Below are 21766 nucleotides of genomic sequence, written 5' to 3'. Positions count from 1 at the left end.
GTGATGGGGAAGTGGGGTGATGGGGAAGTGGGGAAATTGAACTAAAACCCTAAAACCCTAAAACCCTAAAACCCTAAAACCTGAATCCTGACTCCTGACTCCTGACTCCTGACTCCTGACTCCTCAAAACCTAAGACTCTGTACTTCACAACTATGGAAATTGCTATAGATTTTTTAACCAGAAAATGCCGACCAACGAGCGCTCATTTGCTTGACAAAATCCTGTAAAAATGCTAGGCGCTGATTTTGTTCCCAGACCTGTTTAACTTTATTCTGCAAACTCGTCCAATTCCAATCATTATTCAGTTGCTCGTTAATTTCCTGTTCTTGGAAATATTCAACTAAACTTAAACCAGCTAAACGAGTTAAATAGGCTGCCCCGATTCCCTGCACTGTACCACCGGCAATATAAGTAATCGCATTTCCCTTGAGAATCGTTCCTAATGCTTGGGTTGTCACTTCTACCATGCCCAATTGTACCATCATTTTCCCCAGGGTAGTCATGGCTGTTTTTGCCTGTTCAAGGGACATTTTTTGTTGATAAATTGCCCCTAAATCCACTAACATTTGAGCGTTAGTGGCTGCCGCTAAAACTAAATCTAGGGCCGCAAGAGGATTAGCAAAAGTGGCAGTAGCAGCTATCCATTGGTATTGTTCGATAACAGGTAAAGCCTTTTTGCGTCGGGATTGATTAAGTAATTGTTTGGTTTCCTTGGCTAATTCGAGCGCTTGTCTCCAGATAGTTCCCAGAACTAATTCGGACTTTTCTTGTTCGATAATTTGTCGGAGATGATTATCTAAAGGAGTGATAACCACGGTTTGGGGTTCCGTCCATTCCTTGATTTCTCCATTGCTTTGATGTTGACGAACTTTTAGGGGTTCAGGGGCAGCGGCTATGGCTAAAATATGATGAGCGGGAATAGTTTCTTTCAGTCTTTGTTTCAGGGAAAGGAGAATTTCTTCTCTGGTTTCGGCAGGTAAACGATCCTGTTTATTCAGTAACAGGATAACACGCTGGTGCATTCGATCGAATTGCTGGAGTATTTGCCATTCGGAATCGCTTAAATCCCCATTGATGAGATACAAAACTAGGTCGGCTGCCAGAGCTTTTTTCTGGTTAGCGGTGGAGTCGAAAGTTAGAAGCGGTTCCGTTTCCAGAAAAGCGATAGATTCCCCAAAGTTGCCGCTTTCTAGTAGTTTTTTTAAGGCAGTTTTACCAGTTTTTCTAGCACCGGTAATGGCAATTTTCAGGTCTTGGCGACTAAATTCTTCATTTAATTGGGTTAAACTGGTTTTGAGTGGGGTTAAGTCTTGATTGGGGTCTTCGTTGGCCAGATAATTAATTATCTTCTCGGCCTTGCTAATCGCTTGTTTAACCTTTTCTAGACTCAGGGGAGTGGGAGGTGAAAAATCGATTTTCGTGTTGGGTTTTTGCCAAAACCAGATACCAGCACCAAGAGCAATCGCACCGAAAATACCCCATGAACCGATTTCGCTCAGTCTGCTATTGAGAGTTTCCCCCAGGGTGAAAGCGATGGTAATGCCTATCCCCGTCACTAAAATCGGTTTACCCAATCTTCCCGTCATTTTTCCTCATCCTCGCCAACTGCTGTGATTATTCTAGCTTTTTTGTGCTGGATTTCATCTCAAAATCAACTTTTCAGCCGACAATTCCTCGCCGGTGTCCCGGCTGCTCTTGCCTAAAAAGCCTCAGATATGTCATAATGATCGATTGCGTGTAAATTTACCCGATCCCCTGTTGTTATGGCTAGTAAAAAAGGCGTTCGCCTAATCATCACTGTAGAATGCACGGAATGCCGCAGTAATCCCGATAAGCGTACCCCCGGCGTTTCTCGCTACACCACCAGCAAAAACCGCCGCAATACCACCGGCAGACTGGAAATCAAGAAATACTGTCCCCACTGCAATAAGCACACCGTCCACAAGGAAATTAAGTAAACACACTTTAGTTAAAAAGTCAAGCAATCTTTACAAATCTATGAGCTACTATCGTAAACGTCTCTCTCCCATCTCCCCCAGTCAACCGATTGACTACAAAGACACCGAACTCCTCCGCAAATTCATCACCGAACGCGGCAAAATTCTGCCTAGACGTATCACCGGTTTAACTTCTAAACAACAGCGAGATTTAACGGAAGCGGTGAAACGGGCCCGTTTAATGGCTTTATTGCCTTTTGTCAACCAAGAAGCCTAAATTCAGTGATCAGTAATCAGTAATCAGTGAACAGTGATCACTGAAAATAACATATATAATTGGCTAATTAAAGCAGTTATCTTCATGGTGAGGTAGGAAGTTCTCCTTTTGGAGAGCCGGTCGTCGATACCAAATTAGGTTATGCTTCCTCTTGATAAGAAACGCTGTATTTGATAAGTAATAGGATAAAATTAAGTAGGGAGGCACAATTATTTGTAGGATGGGTTAGCGGTAGCGTAACCCATGGGGGAGTTGGGTTTCATGCTTCAACCCAACCTACCTTCATCTTATATTTAATTCCACCCACCCACTTAACTTCTTGGTGAGGATAGGCACTCATGGAAGAAGTAGTTAGATATGTGTAATTAATTGTATCTAGCTACTTAACTTAAAACTTAAACCTGATAACTGATAACTGATAACTGATAAGCGATCTCAGTATATTGGGGTTGCTTTCTCGTTTTTGCAAAGAAATATATCGAAATCGGCAGCGGATGGGAAAATTCGTGCGAGAATCTAAAGAAATTGTTAAATCGCCCTAGGAGTAGCCAACGATTTTGTGATTATCGATCCAAATCCACCAATTAGCACAATGGGAGGCTCTTATGGAAAAGCAGCCATCAGAAATCGAGATCGAGCTAGATACACAGCTAAAAGCGGAGTATTCCGAGCAGTTTCTGCGTAGTATATTTAATTCCGTGCAAGCGTCGATTTTTGTAGTGGACGTGCTGGAAAATAGAGATTTTCGCTATGTGGGAGCAAACCCCGTTCATGAACGCTGGACAGGATTGCGTTCATCAGAGATTAAAGGCAAAACTCCCGAACAAATCCTTCCCCCCGATGATGCGCGCAGTGTGCGGCAACACTATAGTGATTGTGTGCGTTACGGAACAACTATTTCCTACGAACAGTATTTACCTTTTCAAAATATACCCTACTGGTGGCTGACAACTTTAACACCCCTACGGGATAACAATGCGCGTATCTATCGTTTGGTGGGAACCAGTACCAATATCACCGAACGTAAACAGGCCGAAGAAGCTTTAAGATTACAAGCAGAACGGGAACAACTACTGGGGGTAATGCAGGAAAGAATCCGGCAATCGTTGGATCTCGATCGCATTTTGCAAAGAACCGTTAAAGAAGTGCGACAATTCCTCAACTGCGATCGAGTGTTAATTTATCGTTTATTCCCCGATCATAGTGGCATGATTGTGGTGGAATCCCATACTGTGAGGATTAATTCCGTCTTAGGAAACAGCATCGAGGATCCCTGTTTTAATTTATCCCCAGAACGTCTGGAAAATTATCGTCGCGGGAGAATTCAAGTTATTGAAAATGTCCATAATTCGGGACTTGATCCCTGTTATCGCAGCCTACTCACCTCTTTGCAAGTACAGGCTAACCTGGTGGTGCCAATTATCTGCGATAACCAACTCTGGGGGTTACTAATTGCCCAAAATTGCCAAAAAACTCGCTCTTGGCAATCCCAAGAAATAGAGCTGCTCAAACAATTAGCCATTCAAGTGGGAATTGCCATTCAACAAGCAGAACTGCACCAACGGGTAAAATGCTTGAATACTGCCTTAGAATCGGAGGTTCAGCAAAGAACCGCCGAATTGCAGATGACTTTGAAGTATGAAGCATTAATCGGACGGATTACCGAAAAAATTCGCGATAGTCTCGATGAAAATCATATTCTGCAAACCACCACTAGGGAATTAGTCCAGGTTTTACCCGTAGAACGGGCCCAAATTGAGCTTTACAATCCCAGTCGCAGCCAAGCCACTATTGTCCACGAATATACCACTCAAGAGTTGATCTGTCAGGGAATTAGCCGTCAAATTAGCGATTTTCCCGAAATCTATCAACCGCTGCTGCACAAACAAATTTTACAATTTGTTGATCGTCTTCCCCTTGGCAATCCGCAAATCTGTCGTGTTAACCGTTGCGCTTGTCCTATCTTTGACGATCAGGGTTTTTTGGGCAATATTTGGCTAATTAGACCAGCTAATCAGATTTTTAACTCCTTAGAAACTAATTTGATTCAACATATTGCCACCGAATGTGCGATCGCTATTCGCCAGGCGCGACTTTACGAATCTTCCCAAGCACAAGTGAGGGAATTAGAAAAACTGGAAAGATTAAAAAGCGAATTCCTGAAAACCCTTTCCCATGAACTGCGAACCCCGATTACCAGCATTCGTCTAGCGGTGGAAACCCTAGAAAGTCTCCTGGAATATCAAGGGATCGAGATTGATCCACAGGATTCGATCGGTGAACTGTTGCAAATTCTTAACATTGAATCTCAACGTCAGAGTAAGTTAGTTAATGATCTGTTGACTTTAACCTATCTGGATGCGGAAACCGAACCCCCAGCGTTCGAAACAATCGACTTACTTTCTTGGCTACCCTTATTAGTGGAACCTTTTCGCACTCTCACCCGCGAGCGACAACAGCAGTTAATTTTAGATATAGATGGGGATATACCGGAGATTAACAGCAATCTTTGTGATATCGAACGCATCATAGCGGAATTACTGACCAATGCTTCTAAATATACCCCAGAACAAGGGATAATTAGGGTAAATGTCTGGCGTGCGGACGAGCAAATATTAATTAGTGTGAGCAATTCAGGTGTAGAAATCGCTCCAGAGGAATTATCAAGAATATTTGCTCCTTTTTATCGCATTCCTACCCAAGATCCCTGGCGCTACAGTGGCACCGGTTTAGGTTTAGCTTTAGTCCACAAACTGATTAAACCCCTGAATGCCACCATCGATGTCACCAGTGCCAATGCTGTCACCACTTTTACCCTCACCTTGCCAATCTAGTCAAGCAGAAAACTTTTTAGAAAAAAACCTTGCAATTATTTCGAGGGCGTGCTATATTGAGAAAGGACTGAAAAACGCCGAGATAGCTCAGTTGGTAGAGCAGAGGACTGAAAATCCTCGTGTCCGCGGTTCAAATCCGCGTCTTGGCATCTAAAAAAAACAAAATTTGCCCTGTATTTACTTTCTAATCTGCTAGGTTTTGTAAATGCAAGGATGGGCGGTTAAAATGCGTCTTATACCACAGAAAACGGGTTTCTCGGAGAAACCCGTTTTCTACTCATGCAAAACTGAAAAGTCCCCCCAACCAGCAACTACTTTTTGATTTTGGGCTTGACGTAAGCGGTCACGGATTAAGATAATCTAACAAGTATGTACGACAATGAAATCCTAGACTCTAGCAACTCCTTAAATAATCCTCTCGATGGGAGCGATCCAGATCAAGCAGCGGAAATCCCTCCCGATCCGGAGGAAATGCTCTCATTGCTTACTTCTGCTCATGTCAGCGAGAGGATGATCGCGGCCCGCGCCTTTTGTGAATTGCGGGACGAAAGAGCGATCGCTCCTTTACTGGAGATGTTAAGCGATGTCTGTCCCCTAGTGCGTGTCAGTGTCGCCTACGCTTTGGGCAGAAATCCCAGTCTTAGCGCCGTGGAGCCTTTAATCGAGCTACTGGCCAGAGATTGGAATGGTTACGTCAGAAAAGGGGTAGTTTGGGCCCTAGGTAACTGTGGTGATCGCAGAGCGATCGAGCCTTTGGTTCATGCTCTCAAAACCGATATTTCGGCGGTGCGATTATGGGCCGCCAGTAGTTTGGCCCAGATTGCCAAGGTCAATTATGAAGATATCATCACCGTCTTGCCGCCTTTAATTGAAGGATTGCGCCGAGATTTAATCGCGGCGGTGCGGAGTAATTGCGCTTGGTCGATCGGTCAATTATGCCGAGAATTGCCCTTAAATGTGATTTATGCCACGGCGATCGATGCTTTGATCGAGGCCTTGGTGGAAGATGAGGATTTAGGTGTCAAGGAAGATGCTAGGGGTGCTTTATTAAAAGTGGGCGACCCGAGAGGATTACAATTGATCGAGGAATTAGAGCTTGAAGGAATTATCTAAACCGCTAATTTTGGGCGTTACGGGGGCATCAGGGCTGATTTATGCCGTCCGTACTCTCAAATATCTACTTTTAGCCGACTACACGATCGATCTAGTGGCCTCCAAATCAGCTTACACTGTCTGGCAAGCAGAAGATAATGTGCGGATGCCTCCAGAACCAGAGCTGCAAGAACAATTTTGGCGCGGCCAATGCGGGGTGATGGAAGGGGGAAAATTACGCTGTCATCGTTGGGGCGATGTGGGGGCAACGATCGCCAGTGGTTCCTATCGCACCCTTGGTATGGTAATTATTCCCTGTAGCATGAGTACAGTGGCCAAATTAGCGGGGGGATTAAGTTCCGATTTGCTAGAAAGGGCGGCCGATGTGCAGATGAAGGAGGGCAGAAAATTGGTTTTAGTACCGCGAGAAACCCCCTTTAGTTTAATTCATCTGCGTAATTTAACCACTTTAGCCGAGGCGGGCGTTAGAATCGTGCCAGCAATACCGGCATGGTATCACCATCCCCAATCGATCGAGGATTTGGTAGATTTTGTCATCGCTCGTACTCTCGATCAGTTAGATATCGATTGTGTGGCCATTAATCGCTGGCAAGGACATTGACAGTTATCAGTGATCAGTTATCAGTGATCAGTGATCAGTTATCAGATGTAAGTTATCAGATGTAAGTTTTAAGTTAATTAGTTAGTTAGTTATCTTTATCTTTATACCTGTTTACTGTTTACTGATCACTGATCACTGAATCAAGGGAGGTAAAAATGGGCTGGATTATGGTCTTATTTGCGATCGCTGTAGGCGGATTACTGATCTGGCAGAATCTGGGGGTGATCACTTTGGTCTTTTTTGGCGGTATTATGACGGTAAAACTGCCCCTAGCGGTCTGGGTGTTACTTTTCACCCTAGCGGGAATTATCAGTGGTTTAACCCTGCAATTTCTCCATAGTTTTGGTCGTCCTTTGGCCGCCCCAAAAGCCTCCCCTCGTATAGCGAATAATCCTCAAGTCCCACCCCCATCTCCCCGACCTACCTATATTCAAGATCGCGCCGCTTCTCCACAGGGTAACGATTGGGAAAGAGATAGCGGTGATGATTGGAATTTTGATGCACCCCCCGAAAAACCGACTACCATTCAGGATCGGGAAGAATTCCCGCCTAGGGTTGCTGATGGGGAAAAAGCGAATTTTGTCAAGCCCCCACAGGACAGTTCTCAAACTGGCTCGGTTTATTCCTATAGTTACCGCACGGCCAAACAGACTCGCGGGGAAAAAGCCGAGCAAGTTTACGATGTCAATTATCGGATTATTACGCCCCCCGCCCAGGATGAAAACCAAGAGCGGGAGGTAAACAAAGGGGATGAGGAAGATTGGATATAAACTTTGACAGAGTAGAGGTTTCTACCTGAATCCCTCAGAGAAGACAAACTGTTCCGGCCTTGTCTCCTGTCTTACAATGGGGAAATCTAGGTTGTGTAGATAGAGCGCCATGAAACACACATTATCCGTATTAGTTGAAGATGAAGCGGGAGTCTTAACCCGTATTGCTGGATTATTCGCCCGTCGCGGCTTTAATATTGAAAGTCTGGCCGTGGGTCCTGCTGAACAGATGGGAGTTTCTCGGATTACGATGGTAGTACCCGGGGACGAGGACAGCATCGAACAGTTAACCAAACAACTTTACAAATTAATTAACGTCCTCAAGGTGCAGGATATCACCCAAACCCCCTGTGTGGAAAGGGAATTAATGCTGATTAAAGTTAATGCTACCGCCGAGCGCCGGGCCGAAGTGATCGAATTAGCGCAGGTATTCCGGGCGCGGATTGTGGATATTTCCGAGGAAACCCTGACCATCGAAGTGGTGGGGGATCCGGGTAAAATGGTGGCGATTATGCAGATGCTGAATAAATTTGGCGTTCGCGAGGTGGCCCGTACCGGTAAAATTGCTCTGATTCGCGAGTCGGGAGTCAATACGGAATACCTCAAAGCTTTAGAGGCTAAAATGTCAATTTAGGGATATTGGGTATGAATTGGGAATTGGGGAGATGGGGTGTTGGGGTTTTAGTTGAAATTCCCCACTTCTCAACTTCCCCACTTCCCCTATTGCCTATTGCCTTCAGAAGCTGATAACTGATAAAAACTATGTCTAACCAGTCGCCGAAAACCCAAATTAGTCAACTTGTCACCGTTGCCGTGCAGAAATTGCAAGGAAAGGTGAATTTTCAGGCGGTAAATCTCAAAAAAGGGGCGAGAGTTCCTGAATTACGCCTTAAAAACGAGAATGGCAGCGGGGAAAGCAAATATCCCCTTATCGGCGATCGCTATTTGTTGGGTCGTAGTTCCAGTTCCTGTGATATTACTATCCGTAACACTGTGGTGAGTCAGATTCATTGTTCCCTGCAGCGTGACCCGAAAAATCCCCATCATTTCCTGCTCACAGATGAAAACTCCACCAACGGGGTTTATATGGGTAAACGTCGTCTCAAAAGCGTTTCCCTGCGTCATGGTGATATCTTTACCCTGGCCCCCCCAGACTTAGCCAATTGTGTCACCATCTCCTACTACTGTCCCCCTCCCCTGTGGGCGCGACTTTTGCGCTATGGTTTCTATGGTGCGGGTGGTATTTTCGGTTTATTAGTTTTAGCGGTTATCTGGGAAAGTCGCAAAGTTAATGTTTATCCACTCCCTTCCGGGGTGAGCGGTCCGGTGGTGGTTTACCCTAGGGATGGTCAAACTCCCCTCAATCCCATTCGACAGGAAACTCACCGAGAATTAGATAATCTGGGCGATTTTTCTCCCTATTTGCCCCAGGCGGTTGTCGCTTCCGAAGATAGTCGTTTTTACTGGCATTTTGGGGTTGATCCTTTGGGGATTGTCCGGGCAATTATGATTAATTGGCAAGGTCGGGGCATTCGTCAAGGGGCCAGCACCCTGACTCAACAGTTAGCGCGTAGTTTATTCCCCGAAGTCGGTCGCCAAAATACTGCCGATCGCAAACTCCGGGAGGCTGTGGTCGCTTTACAATTAGAAGCGGTCTATAGTAAGGATACAATTCTCAAAACCTATCTCAATCGAGTTTATCTCGGTCTGGCCGGTTACGGTTTTGAAGATGCGGCCGGCTTTTATTTCGATAAATCCGCCAGAGATTTAGATATCTCCGAGGCTGCTACTCTTGTGGCTATGTTACCCGCCCCGAATCGATTTAATCCCATTCAAGATTACGACACTTCCGTACAATTACGCAATCGTGTCATCGATCGCATGGCCGAATTAAGGATGATTTCCCCAGAAGCGGCGGCCAGCGCCCGCAGATCTCGCATTGAAATCAGTCCCCAAGCCAAAAAATCCCTATCTAGTACGATTGCACCATATTTTTATAGTTACGTTTTCGAGGAATTACAGGACCTTTTAGGGGAAGAAGTGGCTAAAGAGGGCAATTTTATCGTTGAAACCAGTTTAGACCGCCGGCTGCAAGCGATCGCAGAAAAAAGCTTAAAAAATAATGTCTTAAACCAAGGACCCCGCTATCGATACTCCCAAGGGGCTTTAGTTACCCTAAACAGTCAAACTGGGGAAATTCTCGCTTTAGTCGGGGGAGTTGATTATCAAAAAAGCCAATTTAACCGCGCTATCCAAGCTAAACGTCAACCCGGTTCCACTTTTAAGGTATTTGCTTATGCTGCCGCCCTAGAAAAGGGAATATCGCCCTATAAAACCTATACCTGCGCTGGACTCTCTTGGCAAGGACAAGCCTATTCTCCCTGTGAACGTAGTAGCGGGGGGGTCAATATGTTTCAAGGTTTAGCGCGATCGGAAAATAGTGTTGCCCTTCGCATTGCTCGCGAGGCAGGATTAAGTAATGTGGTCAATGTGGCGGAACGTTTGGGGGTGAAATCACCTTTAAATGCTGTACCGGGGCTAATTTTAGGGCAAAGCGAGGTAAATGTCTTAGAAATGACCGGCGCTTATGGGGTTTTTGACCATGGCGGGCGCTGGAATCGTCCCCACGCCATTAAACGCATTCTCGACGCTTCCGACTGTAAAAATGTGGAGGATTTGAGTACTTGTCGGGTTATTTATGACTATGGCGACGATAGCGAGAGAAATCAGCAGGTAATCTCCCCTAAAACCGCCGAAACAATGAATAGCTTATTGCGGGGGGTGATAACTAATGGTACAGGAGGTGCTGCTAGTATTGGCATGGGAGAAGCGGGTAAAACGGGAACTACGGATAATTATGTGGATCTCTGGTTTATCGGTTATCTTCCCCGGCGCGACTGGGTGACAGGCATTTGGTTAGGGAATGATAATAATTCTCCCACTGCGGGCAGTAGTCAACAGGCAGCCCGGTTATGGGGCGATTATCACCGTCAGTTAATAACTACACAAAACTAATCCCAATACTACTAGCTACTTTTCCCGTTGCCTATTCCAGAGTTCCCTCAAACCAGAGACTTCCCACCCACCATTAAAACAATAAGGGTGTCCTAGCCCTAGCTAACACACCCAGTATCTGTCTATTCAAACAAGGAATTAAATGAAGGCGAAGTTACCAGCAGCTAATGTACCAGTAATCGAGGTAACTGTCGCAACGGTGATGTTGGGGGTTGACCAGTCACTGTCAAAGTCATAGAGGAGGGTCTTTGTATCGGTGGCGAAGGCAAAACGAATTGATGATTTAGTATTCCCCAAGGCCTCAATATTATCAAAAGTATCAACAATGATACTGCTAGAAGCATTGACAGCAGTAGCCGCATCACTAACAACTGCCGTCGTACCCGCTGTTGGAACGCCTCCGTAAGCACTAACAGTAAATGCGAAGACATCATTATCACCGGTAATGAATTGGGTAACTGTCTGATTACCCTGATTGGTAAATACAAATGTATCAGCACCATTACCACCATCTAGGATATTCGTTCCCGGACCACCAGTTAGGGTATCGTTTCCGTCGCCACCAGTTAGGCTATCGGATAACGCGCCACCATCTAGGATATCGTTTCCATTGCCACCGATTAGGGTATCGTTTCCATTGGCACCGATTAGGATATCGTTTCCATTGCCACCATCTAGGCTATCGTTTCCCGAACCAGCATTTAGGCTATCGTTTCCGTCGAAACCGAACAGGGTATCGGCCATCATGCTACCGGTTAGGATATCGTTACCATTGGCACCTCTAAGTACGAAGGGACCAAGGTTACCCAACATGGCAATTTCTTCGCTAGCGGCATCTTGGTTTTGTGCTTTAGTAAACCTTTGATTACCACCAAAGTCGAGGATATGGGTTGCCGGACCGGTTACAAAAGTAGAGGCGACGTAAGTGTCAGTTCCGCCAGGAAGAAAATAATTTTGTGAAAAAGGGGGGGTGCTTTTATAACCAGAGAGGTTAGCACTCGCCACGTCAGTCTGACCCAATCCGTTGCGAAGTAACCAAGCGGAACGTCCAGAGATTTCACCTAAAGCAGTAAGATTTCTACCGGTGACTGTGGTAGTGATAGAAACGGCTAGGTCGAGATTGGCTGGATCGGCTGCCCAAAAAGCTGCTAGACTTGGGGGGAAAGTGGTAGTATTGATGGTATAACCCGTGGTGGAGCCAATCGGAGCAGCAATGGTGATAGGAGGCATAGTTTTTTCTTTGAGTGATATGTTTGAATTTGAAGAGTTTGACAGTCCTCTCCCATGATTATCATATACCGAGAAAAAAAAATGCAACCTTTTTCTCTTGGTTTGTTTCCTGAATTATTGCTAATGGTTAAATTTTTATCAATTTTGGGTTAATTTTCGGCTGGGTGTGACATAAATCACGCCAGAAATTAAAGTTAATGCTACTGATAGCCAAAAGGCAATCTGAGAAATTAAATTATATTCAGAAGGCAAGGGAGCAATTAAGAGAGCGATAGCGATAATTTGGCTGACTGTTTTGCTTTTTCCCCACCAATTAGCCCCTTTTATGTCGCTATTTCCTGTTAAATTCGGATTAATGCGCCAACCAGCGATCGCTAATTCCCGAGCGAGAATCAAAAATACTCCCCAAGCAGCAATTAAATCCATTTCAATCAGGGCTAAGAGGGGAGCGAGAACCAGCAATTTATCGACCAAAGGATCGAGAAATTTCCCTAATTCGGTGATTTGATTTAATTTTCGCGCTAGATAACCATCGAGCCAATCGGTGCTGGCAGCAATCAGAAAGATAATTAAACTTAACCAGCGATCGATTTCTGTGCCTTGGTGCAACCAGTATAAAATTAATGGCAGTCCCAAGAGTCGTGATAGGGTAATCGAGTTGGGTAGGTTCATTTTTCAGTGATCAGTAAACAGTAAACAGTAATCAGTAATCAGTCAACATTAATCAGTAAAAAGGCAGCTGCGAGCTTGTCGCTTAATACTATTCACTGAAAACTCACACCTGATCACTGATAACTGATAACTGATAACTGATATTTAGCTGGCTAATTTGAGATCGAAATTACTTTGTTTATTGCCTAATTGCCTGAGCCAACGATAATTATAAGCTAAAGCACCCCAGAAGGTGGGATAAACGGCATAATTAACGCCAAATTCTTGGCAAACTTCCGCTAAAATTGGGGCAATTTTGGGGTAGTGAATATGACAAATTTGTGGGAAAAGATGGTGAACTACTTGATAATTTAATCCCCCTAAATACCAATTTAAAAAGATATTTTTAGGGGCAAAATCTACGGTAGTTCGCACTTGAAAAATTGCCCATTCGTCTTCGATTTGGTTAGCTGCCGAGGGTTGAATAAATTCGGCGGGTTCCAAAACGTGAGCTAACATAAATACATGACAGGCAAGCACTCCATAGGTCATAAAAGTAATGAGAAAACCGATCGCTATTTCTAGAGGACTATAACCAACTAAGAGAGGAATGCCAATAAACCAAAAGAGATAAACAACTTTTCCGCTCAATAAAACAAATAGATCGATCGCTTTAGGATTGGGAATTTTAATCTCGCCAAAACGATTACAAAAGAGGATGGAGCGCACATCGGAGAATGACCAATAGATAGGAATTATAGCGTAGAGAATCGGGATAAATAAATGTTGATAACGATGATACCATTTATGCTCGGCATGGGGAGTCATTCGCACCACACCATCGCCGTGAATTTCCACATCGTACCCTAAAACATTGGTGTAGGTATGATGGAGATAGTTATGACGAAAACGCCAGAGATAACTGGAAGTACCGATGATATAATCGTAGCTCATGCCCATGAGAGAATTAACCCATTTTTTACTAGAATAGCCGCCATGGTTAGCATCATGACCAATGCTAAAACCAATCCCTGCTAATCCTCCCCCCAAAACCATGCAACCGATAATTTTTAGCCCCCAGATATCCGGACCAAAAAGTACAAATAGCCAAGCGGCAATTACCCAAGTTAAAATCGTGATCGTCTTCAGGTACATGGCCAAATTATCTCTGGTGGGGATGCCGTTTTCGGTAAAATAAGCATCAACCCGTTTATTCAATTCCTTTCTAAAACCCTGATTTTCGGTAAAAGTTACTCGCATTCCTAATTTTTGTCCTAGAAGTTGATATGACGGCAATTTGTGGCAGCTCAGAGTGAATTTATGAGTCTTTTACTGGTTTACTAAGGCTGTCTCACTATAACTGATAGTTTCTCATCAGTCCCTCATCCATTGTCAGAGAAAGAGGTGCGCTTGGCAAGGGAATCGCTCAATTTCTTTGCTACTCTTGCATAAAATCCTCTGATTTTACCTAATCAGATATCAGATACCTGTAGCCGGTGATAGAGATGAGCGTTAGGTACTTTTATACTACTATTAAAGCCATTGAAGGCGATCGAGTTTTCTGGTACGAAGTGCCACAATTAAGAAGATCGATCGATGCGATCGCCAGAAGCGTGGCCAATGATGAAGCGGTATATGTTTATCTGTGGCAATGGTTACAGAATGATCCTAATAACCAATTAGTCAAGTCCCATTGGATGGTTTTTTTACAATATCGCTCCTCTATGGTAACTCAAAGGGTCTATCAAAATGTTGGCCATCGGATCGATGCTGATTATGAAACCCTATTCTACTATTTGCTGAATTTGCTGACCACGGCAATCACCAACAATCCTAGCAATTTTTACGGTAACTTTCAGGATAAAAAGACCCAACCGGGATTTTTTCGCTTAATCTTAGAAAAATGGACAGACAAAAAATTGAGAAATACTCTCTATAATTTCCTGCGAGGAGAGTATAAAACGATTGGCAGGACTAATCTCGGTATAGTCAGTCTTTTTAGTGCGAATAAAATTCAAAAAGTTTTACGAACATCGGGTATCTTTAACGAGAATCATCTGCTAATATTTAACTGTTTTCGAGAGGTTAAAAAAGCTTCTCTTAGATCATTGGATAAGTGGCAAGAGGAGGATTGGCAACAAGTAATCGATCGCCTACAGCAGTTACAACCGCAAGTTATTCTCACCGTTGAGGAAGTGCAAGCAAAACTCAATCAAATAGGGGAGATAATGCGTAATCATATCGATCCTCCTTACTCTAGATTTGAGCCTACTAATTATGACGATAATAGCAATTACTTTTGGGAAAATCTCTCCAGCAAGAAGCCAAGTAACGACTTACTACAACAGCAAGAAATCCAGGAAGATATTAAGAAGTTATTAATCACTCAAGAGGAGGAAGTTAAACAGATTGTATATTATTACTATCATCAAAAGATGACGCAAGCACAGATCGCTAATCGATTGGGAGTTCATTCATCTACTATTAGTCGAGAAATAACCCAATTATGTAAAAAATTTTATCAGCTACTCTGTGCAAGGGAAGGCAAAGATTGTCCTATTTTGTTAAATGAGATTAAATTACAATCTCGGCAAAAACAAGAGATCGATGCTTATCTGGAATATTTTTGTCAGTCCTACTTAACTCAAATCTAATCTGTTAGGAGATACCATGAAAGTCAACCTCGATATTTTGCAACAAATTAACCCGAAATCCCTTTGGCTAACTTTTTCGGAAACAGAGATTAAACAAGCTCGATCGATTCTCGGTCAATACTCTAATCAAACCGCCAAAAATCAGGCTTTGATTAATTACTTGGTGCAAATATGCTTAAGCAATTGGCTGAAAGATAATCTTGATTGTTCCCTTCAAATAATACCTGAAAACCATCAGTATCTTTGGGAGTTTATTAACGGGTTTACTTGGCAAATTCAAGACAAAAAAGTTACTACTATTCCCAGTCAAGCTATTGACATTGAGGGATTGACAATAGAGCAAGAATGGGTTGATATTCCCGATTTAGCGGCCGATTTTTATCTAGGGGTGCAGGTAGATTTAGCAGAAAAATTCCTCAATATCTGGGGTTTTATATCCAGAAAAGATGTTAAAAATATCGCAGAATACGATCCAATTTACCATCAATATTATTTGGACAGTGAGCAAATAATTGATGATTTAGATATTCTTTGGCAGAGTTGTTTAGAGGGAGAGAGTGAAAAAGGAAAACTCGAATCTTTAGCAAACTTATCGCCAGCAACAGCAGAAAATTTAATTAAAAAGTTAGGTCAAGTTTCACCCTATTCTCCGAGATTAGATATTAGTTGTCAGCAGTGGTTAGCTTTGTTGAATAATCAGCAATGGCGAGAAAAACTTTATCAGCAGCGTCTAGAAATAATCCCCACTAAACTTAGTCAATGGTTGCAGGGAATTATTACAGAGAAATGGCAGGAAATCCTCATCACTATCGACAATTATCGTCCAATTAATCCAGGTTTTTTGTTGGCTGCTGAAAAAATCAGCGGCCGAGAATCTCCGACAGATATTCAGCGAGAAATTAGACAACTGTATGCTAGTCAAAAAGAGGTGGAATTTTCGGAACATTTAACCCCACAGGAAGCTTTAGCAAAACTGCAACATCAAACCCAAGATGAAACTATTCGCTGGCAAGCGGCCGAATATCTCTGGAATATCGATCCTCATTATCCTAATGCTGCTATCCGCAAAATGCTCGATGTGGGTAGTCAATTAATGGGTTATAAAATCGCTTTAATGGTGGGAGTTTTATCGACCAGTGACCAGAGAATTGCTGTCTTAATTCGTGCCTATGCCATGGACAATTTTGCCAAACTACCCCCCGGTTTATCTTTGCAAATTAGCGATGAAATAGGCCAATTAATCCCCAGTTTAGAGGCAATAGCAAGGGAGAAACCCTTAGATAGCTATCTGCAACTTTATTTTCTAGCTGATGCCGACGATCGCTTTAATGTTAACCTAAGTTTAGGGGATAGTAGCATTACCGAGCAGTTTAGGATTTAATAGAGATAGCAGAAAATGTCAAGGGTAGAGACATGAGCAGAGTTGTGATTCTGAAAATTGGTGATGGCAGTTTTGGAACGGGATTTTCCGTCACTCTAGAAATTCGTGACAATCATCTCTTGATAGCACCTTTTGCGGAGGGTAGATTAGTCCCTAACCTTGACATTGCTACCGCTTTGCAAAATTATCGTCGAGCTTATTATCATTGGGTAAAAAGTCAACCCAGTTTAGGAATTACTGTTCCTCATAGTATGATCACCCATGCAGCGGTAGGTAATCCTAGAGAAAACCTGAAACAAGCTACTAAAACTTTAAAAGATAGCTTAAATGAATGGCTAAATTCCAGTTCTCTGAGTTCAATACAAAATCATATCTTGTTCCATATAGGTGCTAAGTCAGAAGTAAGATTTTTTATCCAAACTACCCACTTTGATTTACAACAAATTCCCTGGGAGTGTTGGAATTTTTTACCTGGAGTGAGTCCTGATGTGGAAATTGCTCTTACTATCCAGCGAGTTCCCCCGGTAAAACGGACTTTTACTTATCCGATTAATGTTTTAGTAATTTTGGGTAATATTGACATTAAAAACGATAATAATTACCTGTGTTTATCCAGTTTAAAAACGTTACTAGGAAACCCAGATAAGGTTTCTATGCAAATCTTAAGTCCTAGTTTAAAAGAGTCTCTTTCACCTAAAAATATTCGCCATGAGTTGATCAAAAATCAATGGGATATTGTAGTTTATTTAGGTCATAGTCAAACCAGTAGCGACGGACACGATGGAGTTTTTATTATTGATAATGATACGGCTTTATCTGCTGACGATAACTTAAGAGATTACCTAAAAATAGCTGTTAAAAAAGGCTTAAAACTTGTTATCTGTAATTCCTGCGATGGGTTGGGTATTGGTCGTCAGTTGGCTAATATCGGAGTACCCCATATTATTGTTATGAAAGAACCGATAGCTGTGCGGGTTGCTTTGAGATTTCTAGAAGTTTTTCTTCCCAATTTTCTTGGACATAAATCTCTACAAGAATCCTTAACAATCGCTCGGCAAGAATTAAAATTACACCAATTTAATGATGATGCTGCTGGTTCTTCTTTGCTGCCTCTTTTGATAGAAAATTCTGAAGAACCACCGTTGATTTTACCTAAAAATAAAAGGTTATTACGTCTATCTAGTCGCTGGAAACAAGCTCTGTTATTTATTTTAAGTCTTCTGGTAACTTTATCAATTTTATATTGGGGAGGAGTATTTTCCGATGATGCTAGTAAATACCCAGAAATTAGCTTGGGTGAAGAAATATTATTAGAGACAAACCGACAAGATAACAGTCTTGAACAGGGAAGACAAGCTTTTGAAAACCAAGAATATAAACAAGCAATTAAGCTTTTTAAACAATCCCTTGATCGCTTGCCCAATAATCCAGAGATTCGCATCTATTATAATAACGCTCGTGCGGCCTATCAAGACAGAAATCCCTTAAAAATTGCCACCAGTGTTCCTCTTGGTAATAATCCAGAAATTGCTGAGGAAATTTTACGAGGTATTGCTTTATTCCAACAAGAGTTAAACGATGAACAGGCCAAAAACCCCGATTTTCACTTGCTACAGGTAGTGGTCGCTAATGATAATAATAGCGCCGTAGATGCCGAAGATCGAGCCGAAAAATTTGTTAAAGATTCGTCAATTATAGCAGTGGTTGGTCATAATGCTTCTGCTGCTAGTGAAGCGGCCAAAGATATCTATGTACAAGGGAAAATTGTTGCCCTATCTCCCACCAGCTTTTCCTCGAAAATCTCCAGTGATAGCTATATGTATAAAATGGTTCCTGAGATGGAAACTTTTGCCACAACCCTAATTGAATATATCCGCGAACAAACTGACAAGCTAATTATCCAAAAACCTAATAATTTAATTTGTTATGATAATCGCTCTGGAGATAATTATAACTTCGCTGAAAAATATAAAAACATTCTCCGAGGTCAGAGCTTGCAAAAACTTGTTAAAGATGGAGATTTTGACTGCAATATCGAACCAGAAATTAATTTAGATGAACAGAAAATTTATCAAAAAATTGCTCAATATAAAGTAAATATTCTCATGATTGCTCCCTATATTAACGATCTCAAAAGAGCCGCTAATATCTTTAAGCAACGTCCCGCAGAACAGTTAAACTTAGTAACTTTAGGTTCCCCCACTTTTCAAAGTTATCTCACCCTTGCAGAAGGTAAACAGGGGGTAGAAAATTTAGTTATCGCCGTGCCTTGGTATGATCTCACACAAGATAATTATATCCACAGTTTTTGGCAAAATAAGATCAATGTTTGGCGCACTCCCATGGCCTACGATGCGACCAAAGTTATCCTCACCGCTTTGCGAAAGTTATACCAACAAGGACAAAAATTCGATCGAGAATCATTAAATCAAGTTTTAAGAAACGATTTTTCTATCGAAGGAATGACTGGCACTGTTACATTTGATCAGAATGGTGTCCGCAACATGAATAATAATCCTGATGATCGCCGCTACTTGATTCTACAGGTCAAAAATGGTCAATTTGTCCCCCTCGCTCCCATTAAATCTGCCGGTCCAGTCTAAACCTTCCTATCCTTGTCAAGACTTTTTACAAAAATTAACCTTACCCACTGCATCAAAGTTAGCCATCACTCCTAATTAACAGGTAACACCTCTAGGAGACAAACGGCATGAAATTGTTAAAAAAATTAACCCCAAAAGCCTTGATTTTTTGGCTGATCGGTGATAAGGCAGGAAATTCTCTCGTTGCCATCTGGAATTGGTTGTGGGGTATTCCCATCGAATCCGGCGGCAAAATTGCCGTAGAATCGGCCAGAGAATCCCTAGAATCGATGCAAAAATCCCTAGCGGAATTAACAGAATCGGTGGCGAAAGTAGTAGCGGCCCAGCAATCAGCCCAAGCACAATACGAGGCAAAAAAACAGGAACACACAAACTACTTGCAGCAGGCTGTCACCGCTCAAAAAAAGGGCCTTCAAGAAGCGGCAAGACTTGCTATGGCTAAGGTTATCTCCCTAGAAAAAATTCTACCCGCCATGAAAGATCGGGTCGATAATGCGGAAAAAGTGGTCATTGCTGCTAAGGAAAAACTTCGTAAAGAGCAGGAAAAAATCGAGCATTATAAGTTAGAAATGAGCAACTTAAAAGCGATTAGTTCCATGAATGAGGCTTTAGGTAAAATAAACGAATTTGACAGTAGTCTCAACCTCAATACCTCCCGCGATCGCTTTGAGGATGCCAATGAAGCGATTAACAACCGTTATCGAAAAGAAAACGTCTATAGTGAATTAAGCGAGAACTATAGCGAGAAATTAGCTCAAGAAATCGATTTCTTAAGCCTTGATGACGAAATTAACCGCCGTTTAGCCGAATTCAATCAGCAAAGTTAAGGAGTAAAGCAATGACAAAGACTGGCAAAAAAGCGAGCTTACCGCCAATTTCCTATGTTTTACTGGGGTTGATCGGTTGGTTTCTTTTTCCCCAAATCTCGGCAATATTTGCCCCAAAAGTCGATGATAATCACCGCATCAGTTACGGCAATCATCTGCTGATCAAAACTAATTCTAACGCAGCCAAAGAATCAGCGATCGCTGCTATTGTCCAAGGTAATCACCAAGAAGCAGAGGGACTCCTGCAAAAATCCCTCGCTCAACGTCCCAACGATCCCGAAAGCGTAATTTATCTCAGCAACCTGCAAACTGGCTCAAATCCCTTTAAAATCGCCGTTGTTGTGCCTGCAACTAATCCCAACGTCGCTCAGGAAATATTGCGAGGAGTCGCCAGCGCACAAACCCAGATCAATCAACAGGGGGGGATCAACGGCAGAAAACTGATGGTTATCGTGGTTAATGACGATAATCAGCCGCAGATATCGAAAGAGGTAGCCAGTGAATTAGTCAAAAATCCCGATATTATCGCTGTTATCGGTCATAATGCCTCCGATGCCAGTTTAGCCGCCGCTCCTATCTACGAAAAAGGCGGTTTGGTGATGATTTCTCCCACCTCCCTGGCTAATAATCTCTCCGGTGCGGGAAATTATATCTTTCGTCTGGTGACTTCTAACGGCAAAATTACGGAAAAATTAGCAAATTACATAGTAAATACTGCTAAAGTCCAGAAAATTGCTTTTTGCTACGATTCTCAAGCTCCCGATAATGTTTCCTTTAAAGATGAGTTGATGGCTAATGTGGCGAAAAAAGGCGGTCAAATTGTGCCGATTGTCTGTGATCTGAGTGTCCCCAATTTTAAGGCCGATCAAGCCCTTAATCAGGCGATTTCTGGGGGTGCTAAGGGCCTATTTGTCGTTGCTCATGTTGATCGTCTCGATCCCGTTTTTGAGGTTATTCGCTTCAATCGTCAGCGTTTGCCTCTGTTTAGTAGTCCCACCCTCTACAATATTCGCACCCTCGAAGATGGCGGCAAAAACGCCCAAGGTTTAACCCTTGCCGCACCCTGGCACCCCTCGGTTAACCAGACTTTTGCCAATCTTATGCAGGAACAGTGGCGCGGTCCGGTTAGTTGGCGCACAGCCACCAGTTTTGACGCTACACGGGTGATTATTGCCGGTTTAAGGGAAAATCCTCAGCGTCAGGGCCTACAATCCAGGCTGCGTTCCAGCAGTTTTCATCAAACAGGAGCCACCGGAAAAATTAGCTTTGATCCCAATACTGGCGATCGCGTTGGTCAACCGGTCTTAATTCAAGTGCGATCGACTCCCTCCGGTGAGCAGTTTGTCGCTTTACCTTGAAAAGTCCCCAGTCCACCAAAGTCGGGAGAGTTGCCAACTCTCCCCCCAAAAAATGATCAAAAATTACGATTATTTCAATGTTCAAGCTTGAGTAAGAAATGAATGGCTAATATGTTAAAATATGCCTAAGTAGGTAGGTTTTAAAAATTGTCAGATTCCCCCTTATCAAGGGGGGCTAAGGTAGGGTTGATTCATTTAAATTAAGTACAGCTAATTTTAAGTCAATAAATTTGACCGAAGATTCTCAAGTTTATCTTGTTCTAACCAAAAGAGTTAGTCACAATAACTAATCTTTAATCCTCTGCCAAATTTATTATTAATAAATTGATAAAGCTTGTTCCCAAGCCACTAAAAGCATATCTCTCTTCAAATTATCTGAGAGTACATCCTGTTAATTTAGCTAATTTTTCCGCTTCTTACGTCGATAAAACTATCAGTTTTTCCCAACGTTCAGCTAACCACCTCTGTCCCTCTGTTATTGAGAGAAAACCCAAACCTCTGAAAAGATTCAATC

At 42.7% G+C, this 21766-nt stretch carries 17 protein-coding genes and 1 tRNA gene; 14 read left to right on the top strand and 4 right to left on the bottom strand.

What is annotated here, in order from left to right:
* Nucleotides 1–174 precede the first annotated feature (174 nt).
* A complete protein-coding gene (locus tag IM515_RS13760; RefSeq protein ID WP_287627396.1) occupies nt 175–1587 on the bottom strand; it encodes a slr1306 family protein in 1413 nt (470 codons plus the stop codon).
* Nucleotides 1588–1764: 177 nt separating this feature from the next.
* On the opposite strand from IM515_RS13760, the gene rpmG reads away from it, so the two are divergent.
* The 9 genes from rpmG to IM515_RS13715 all read left to right on the top strand — a co-directional run bounded on the left by rpmG (nt 1765) and on the right by IM515_RS13715 (nt 10548).
* On the top strand, nt 1765–1959 hold the full coding sequence (gene rpmG / locus IM515_RS13755) for a 50S ribosomal protein L33 (protein ID WP_002734724.1): 195 nt from the start codon (nt 1765–1767) through the stop codon (nt 1957–1959).
* Between the two features lie 40 nt (nt 1960–1999).
* On the top strand, nt 2000–2215 hold the full coding sequence (rpsR, locus tag IM515_RS13750) for a 30S ribosomal protein S18 (RefSeq protein ID WP_002770735.1): 216 nt from the start codon (nt 2000–2002) through the stop codon (nt 2213–2215).
* A 605-nt stretch (nt 2216–2820) separates the two neighbouring features.
* Complete coding sequence (locus IM515_RS13745; protein ID WP_287627397.1) at nt 2821–5049, top strand: sensor histidine kinase; 2229 nt, start codon at nt 2821–2823, stop codon at nt 5047–5049.
* Nucleotides 5050–5125: 76 nt separating this feature from the next.
* A tRNA-Phe gene (locus tag IM515_RS13740) sits at nt 5126–5198 on the top strand.
* 220 nt (nt 5199–5418) lie between these two features.
* On the top strand, nt 5419–6162 hold the full coding sequence (locus tag IM515_RS13735) for a HEAT repeat domain-containing protein (protein WP_287627398.1): 744 nt from the start codon (nt 5419–5421) through the stop codon (nt 6160–6162).
* On the top strand, nt 6146–6763 hold the full coding sequence (locus tag IM515_RS13730) for a flavin prenyltransferase UbiX (RefSeq protein WP_190722355.1): 618 nt from the start codon (nt 6146–6148) through the stop codon (nt 6761–6763). The genes IM515_RS13735 and IM515_RS13730 overlap by 17 nt, the downstream gene beginning before the upstream one ends.
* Nucleotides 6764–6918: 155 nt before the next feature.
* Nucleotides 6919–7533 (top strand): LapA family protein, encoded by a 615-nt coding sequence (locus IM515_RS13725; RefSeq protein ID WP_287627399.1) that lies wholly within the window; start codon nt 6919–6921, stop codon nt 7531–7533.
* A gap of 109 nt (nt 7534–7642) precedes the next feature.
* Nucleotides 7643–8167: an acetolactate synthase small subunit gene (gene ilvN, locus IM515_RS13720; protein WP_002732118.1), complete on the top strand. Its 525-nt coding sequence runs from the start codon at nt 7643–7645 to the stop codon at nt 8165–8167.
* A 128-nt stretch (nt 8168–8295) separates the two neighbouring features.
* Nucleotides 8296–10548: a transglycosylase domain-containing protein gene (locus IM515_RS13715; protein WP_287627401.1), complete on the top strand. Its 2253-nt coding sequence runs from the start codon at nt 8296–8298 to the stop codon at nt 10546–10548.
* 138 nt (nt 10549–10686) lie between these two features.
* Here IM515_RS13715 and IM515_RS13710 read toward each other — a convergent pair whose 3' ends face one another.
* From IM515_RS13710 to IM515_RS13700, 3 genes are all read right to left on the bottom strand, one after another.
* Nucleotides 10687–11778 carry a calcium-binding protein gene (locus IM515_RS13710; protein WP_287627403.1) on the bottom strand — a complete coding sequence of 364 codons (1092 nt, stop codon included), beginning with the start codon at nt 11776–11778 and terminating at the stop codon, nt 10687–10689.
* 138 nt (nt 11779–11916) lie between these two features.
* Nucleotides 11917–12450: a CDP-diacylglycerol--glycerol-3-phosphate 3-phosphatidyltransferase gene (gene pgsA, locus IM515_RS13705; RefSeq protein WP_287627404.1), complete on the bottom strand. Its 534-nt coding sequence runs from the start codon at nt 12448–12450 to the stop codon at nt 11917–11919.
* A 144-nt stretch (nt 12451–12594) separates the two neighbouring features.
* Nucleotides 12595–13689 (bottom strand): fatty acid desaturase family protein, encoded by a 1095-nt coding sequence (locus IM515_RS13700; protein ID WP_287627405.1) that lies wholly within the window; start codon nt 13687–13689, stop codon nt 12595–12597.
* A 245-nt stretch (nt 13690–13934) separates the two neighbouring features.
* On the opposite strand from IM515_RS13700, the gene IM515_RS13695 reads away from it, so the two are divergent.
* The 5 genes from IM515_RS13695 (at nt 13935) to IM515_RS13675 (ending at nt 21252) form a co-directional block, all read left to right on the top strand.
* Entirely contained in the window at nt 13935–15083 is a 1149-nt protein-coding gene (locus IM515_RS13695; protein ID WP_287627406.1) for a sigma-70 family RNA polymerase sigma factor, read from the top strand.
* Nucleotides 15084–15099: 16 nt separating this feature from the next.
* The gene (locus IM515_RS13690) at nt 15100–16464 is read left to right on the top strand and encodes a DUF1822 family protein (protein ID WP_287627407.1); all 1365 of its coding nucleotides are present in this window, start codon (nt 15100–15102) and stop codon (nt 16462–16464) included.
* A 32-nt stretch (nt 16465–16496) separates the two neighbouring features.
* Entirely contained in the window at nt 16497–19067 is a 2571-nt protein-coding gene (locus IM515_RS13685) for an ABC transporter substrate-binding protein (RefSeq protein WP_287627408.1), read from the top strand.
* A gap of 107 nt (nt 19068–19174) precedes the next feature.
* Nucleotides 19175–19894, top strand: a complete 720-nt coding sequence (locus IM515_RS13680; protein WP_287627410.1) for a PspA/IM30 family protein — start codon at nt 19175–19177, stop codon at nt 19892–19894.
* Nucleotides 19895–19905: 11 nt separating this feature from the next.
* A complete protein-coding gene (locus IM515_RS13675; protein ID WP_193959773.1) occupies nt 19906–21252 on the top strand; it encodes an ABC transporter substrate-binding protein in 1347 nt (448 codons plus the stop codon).
* Nucleotides 21253–21766 lie beyond the last annotated feature (514 nt).

The sequence above is a fragment of the Microcystis sp. M44BS1 genome (genome assembly GCF_020244875.1).
Classification (GTDB): domain Bacteria; phylum Cyanobacteriota; class Cyanobacteriia; order Cyanobacteriales; family Microcystaceae; genus Microcystis; species Microcystis panniformis.
Note: the sequence above shows the minus strand (reverse complement) of the source record. Positions and strands in the feature narration are given on the sequence as shown.

Coding starts and splice junctions, on each gene's coding strand:
- IM515_RS13710 (WP_287627403.1), bottom strand. CDS start 11,778: ATGCCTCCTATCACCATTGCTGCTCCGATTGGCTCCACCACGGGTTAT.
- IM515_RS13725 (WP_287627399.1), top strand. CDS start 6,919: ATGGGCTGGATTATGGTCTTATTTGCGATCGCTGTAGGCGGATTACTG.
- rpsR (WP_002770735.1), top strand. CDS start 2,000: ATGAGCTACTATCGTAAACGTCTCTCTCCCATCTCCCCCAGTCAACCG.
- IM515_RS13680 (WP_287627410.1), top strand. CDS start 19,175: ATGAAATTGTTAAAAAAATTAACCCCAAAAGCCTTGATTTTTTGGCTG.
- IM515_RS13695 (WP_287627406.1), top strand. CDS start 13,935: ATGAGCGTTAGGTACTTTTATACTACTATTAAAGCCATTGAAGGCGAT.
- IM515_RS13715 (WP_287627401.1), top strand. CDS start 8,296: ATGTCTAACCAGTCGCCGAAAACCCAAATTAGTCAACTTGTCACCGTT.
- IM515_RS13745 (WP_287627397.1), top strand. CDS start 2,821: ATGGAAAAGCAGCCATCAGAAATCGAGATCGAGCTAGATACACAGCTA.
- IM515_RS13675 (WP_193959773.1), top strand. CDS start 19,906: ATGACAAAGACTGGCAAAAAAGCGAGCTTACCGCCAATTTCCTATGTT.
- pgsA (WP_287627404.1), bottom strand. CDS start 12,450: ATGAACCTACCCAACTCGATTACCCTATCACGACTCTTGGGACTGCCA.
- IM515_RS13690 (WP_287627407.1), top strand. CDS start 15,100: ATGAAAGTCAACCTCGATATTTTGCAACAAATTAACCCGAAATCCCTT.
- IM515_RS13735 (WP_287627398.1), top strand. CDS start 5,419: ATGTACGACAATGAAATCCTAGACTCTAGCAACTCCTTAAATAATCCT.
- IM515_RS13700 (WP_287627405.1), bottom strand. CDS start 13,689: ATGCGAGTAACTTTTACCGAAAATCAGGGTTTTAGAAAGGAATTGAAT.
- IM515_RS13685 (WP_287627408.1), top strand. CDS start 16,497: ATGAGCAGAGTTGTGATTCTGAAAATTGGTGATGGCAGTTTTGGAACG.
- IM515_RS13760 (WP_287627396.1), bottom strand. CDS start 1,587: ATGACGGGAAGATTGGGTAAACCGATTTTAGTGACGGGGATAGGCATT.
- rpmG (WP_002734724.1), top strand. CDS start 1,765: ATGGCTAGTAAAAAAGGCGTTCGCCTAATCATCACTGTAGAATGCACG.
- ilvN (WP_002732118.1), top strand. CDS start 7,643: ATGAAACACACATTATCCGTATTAGTTGAAGATGAAGCGGGAGTCTTA.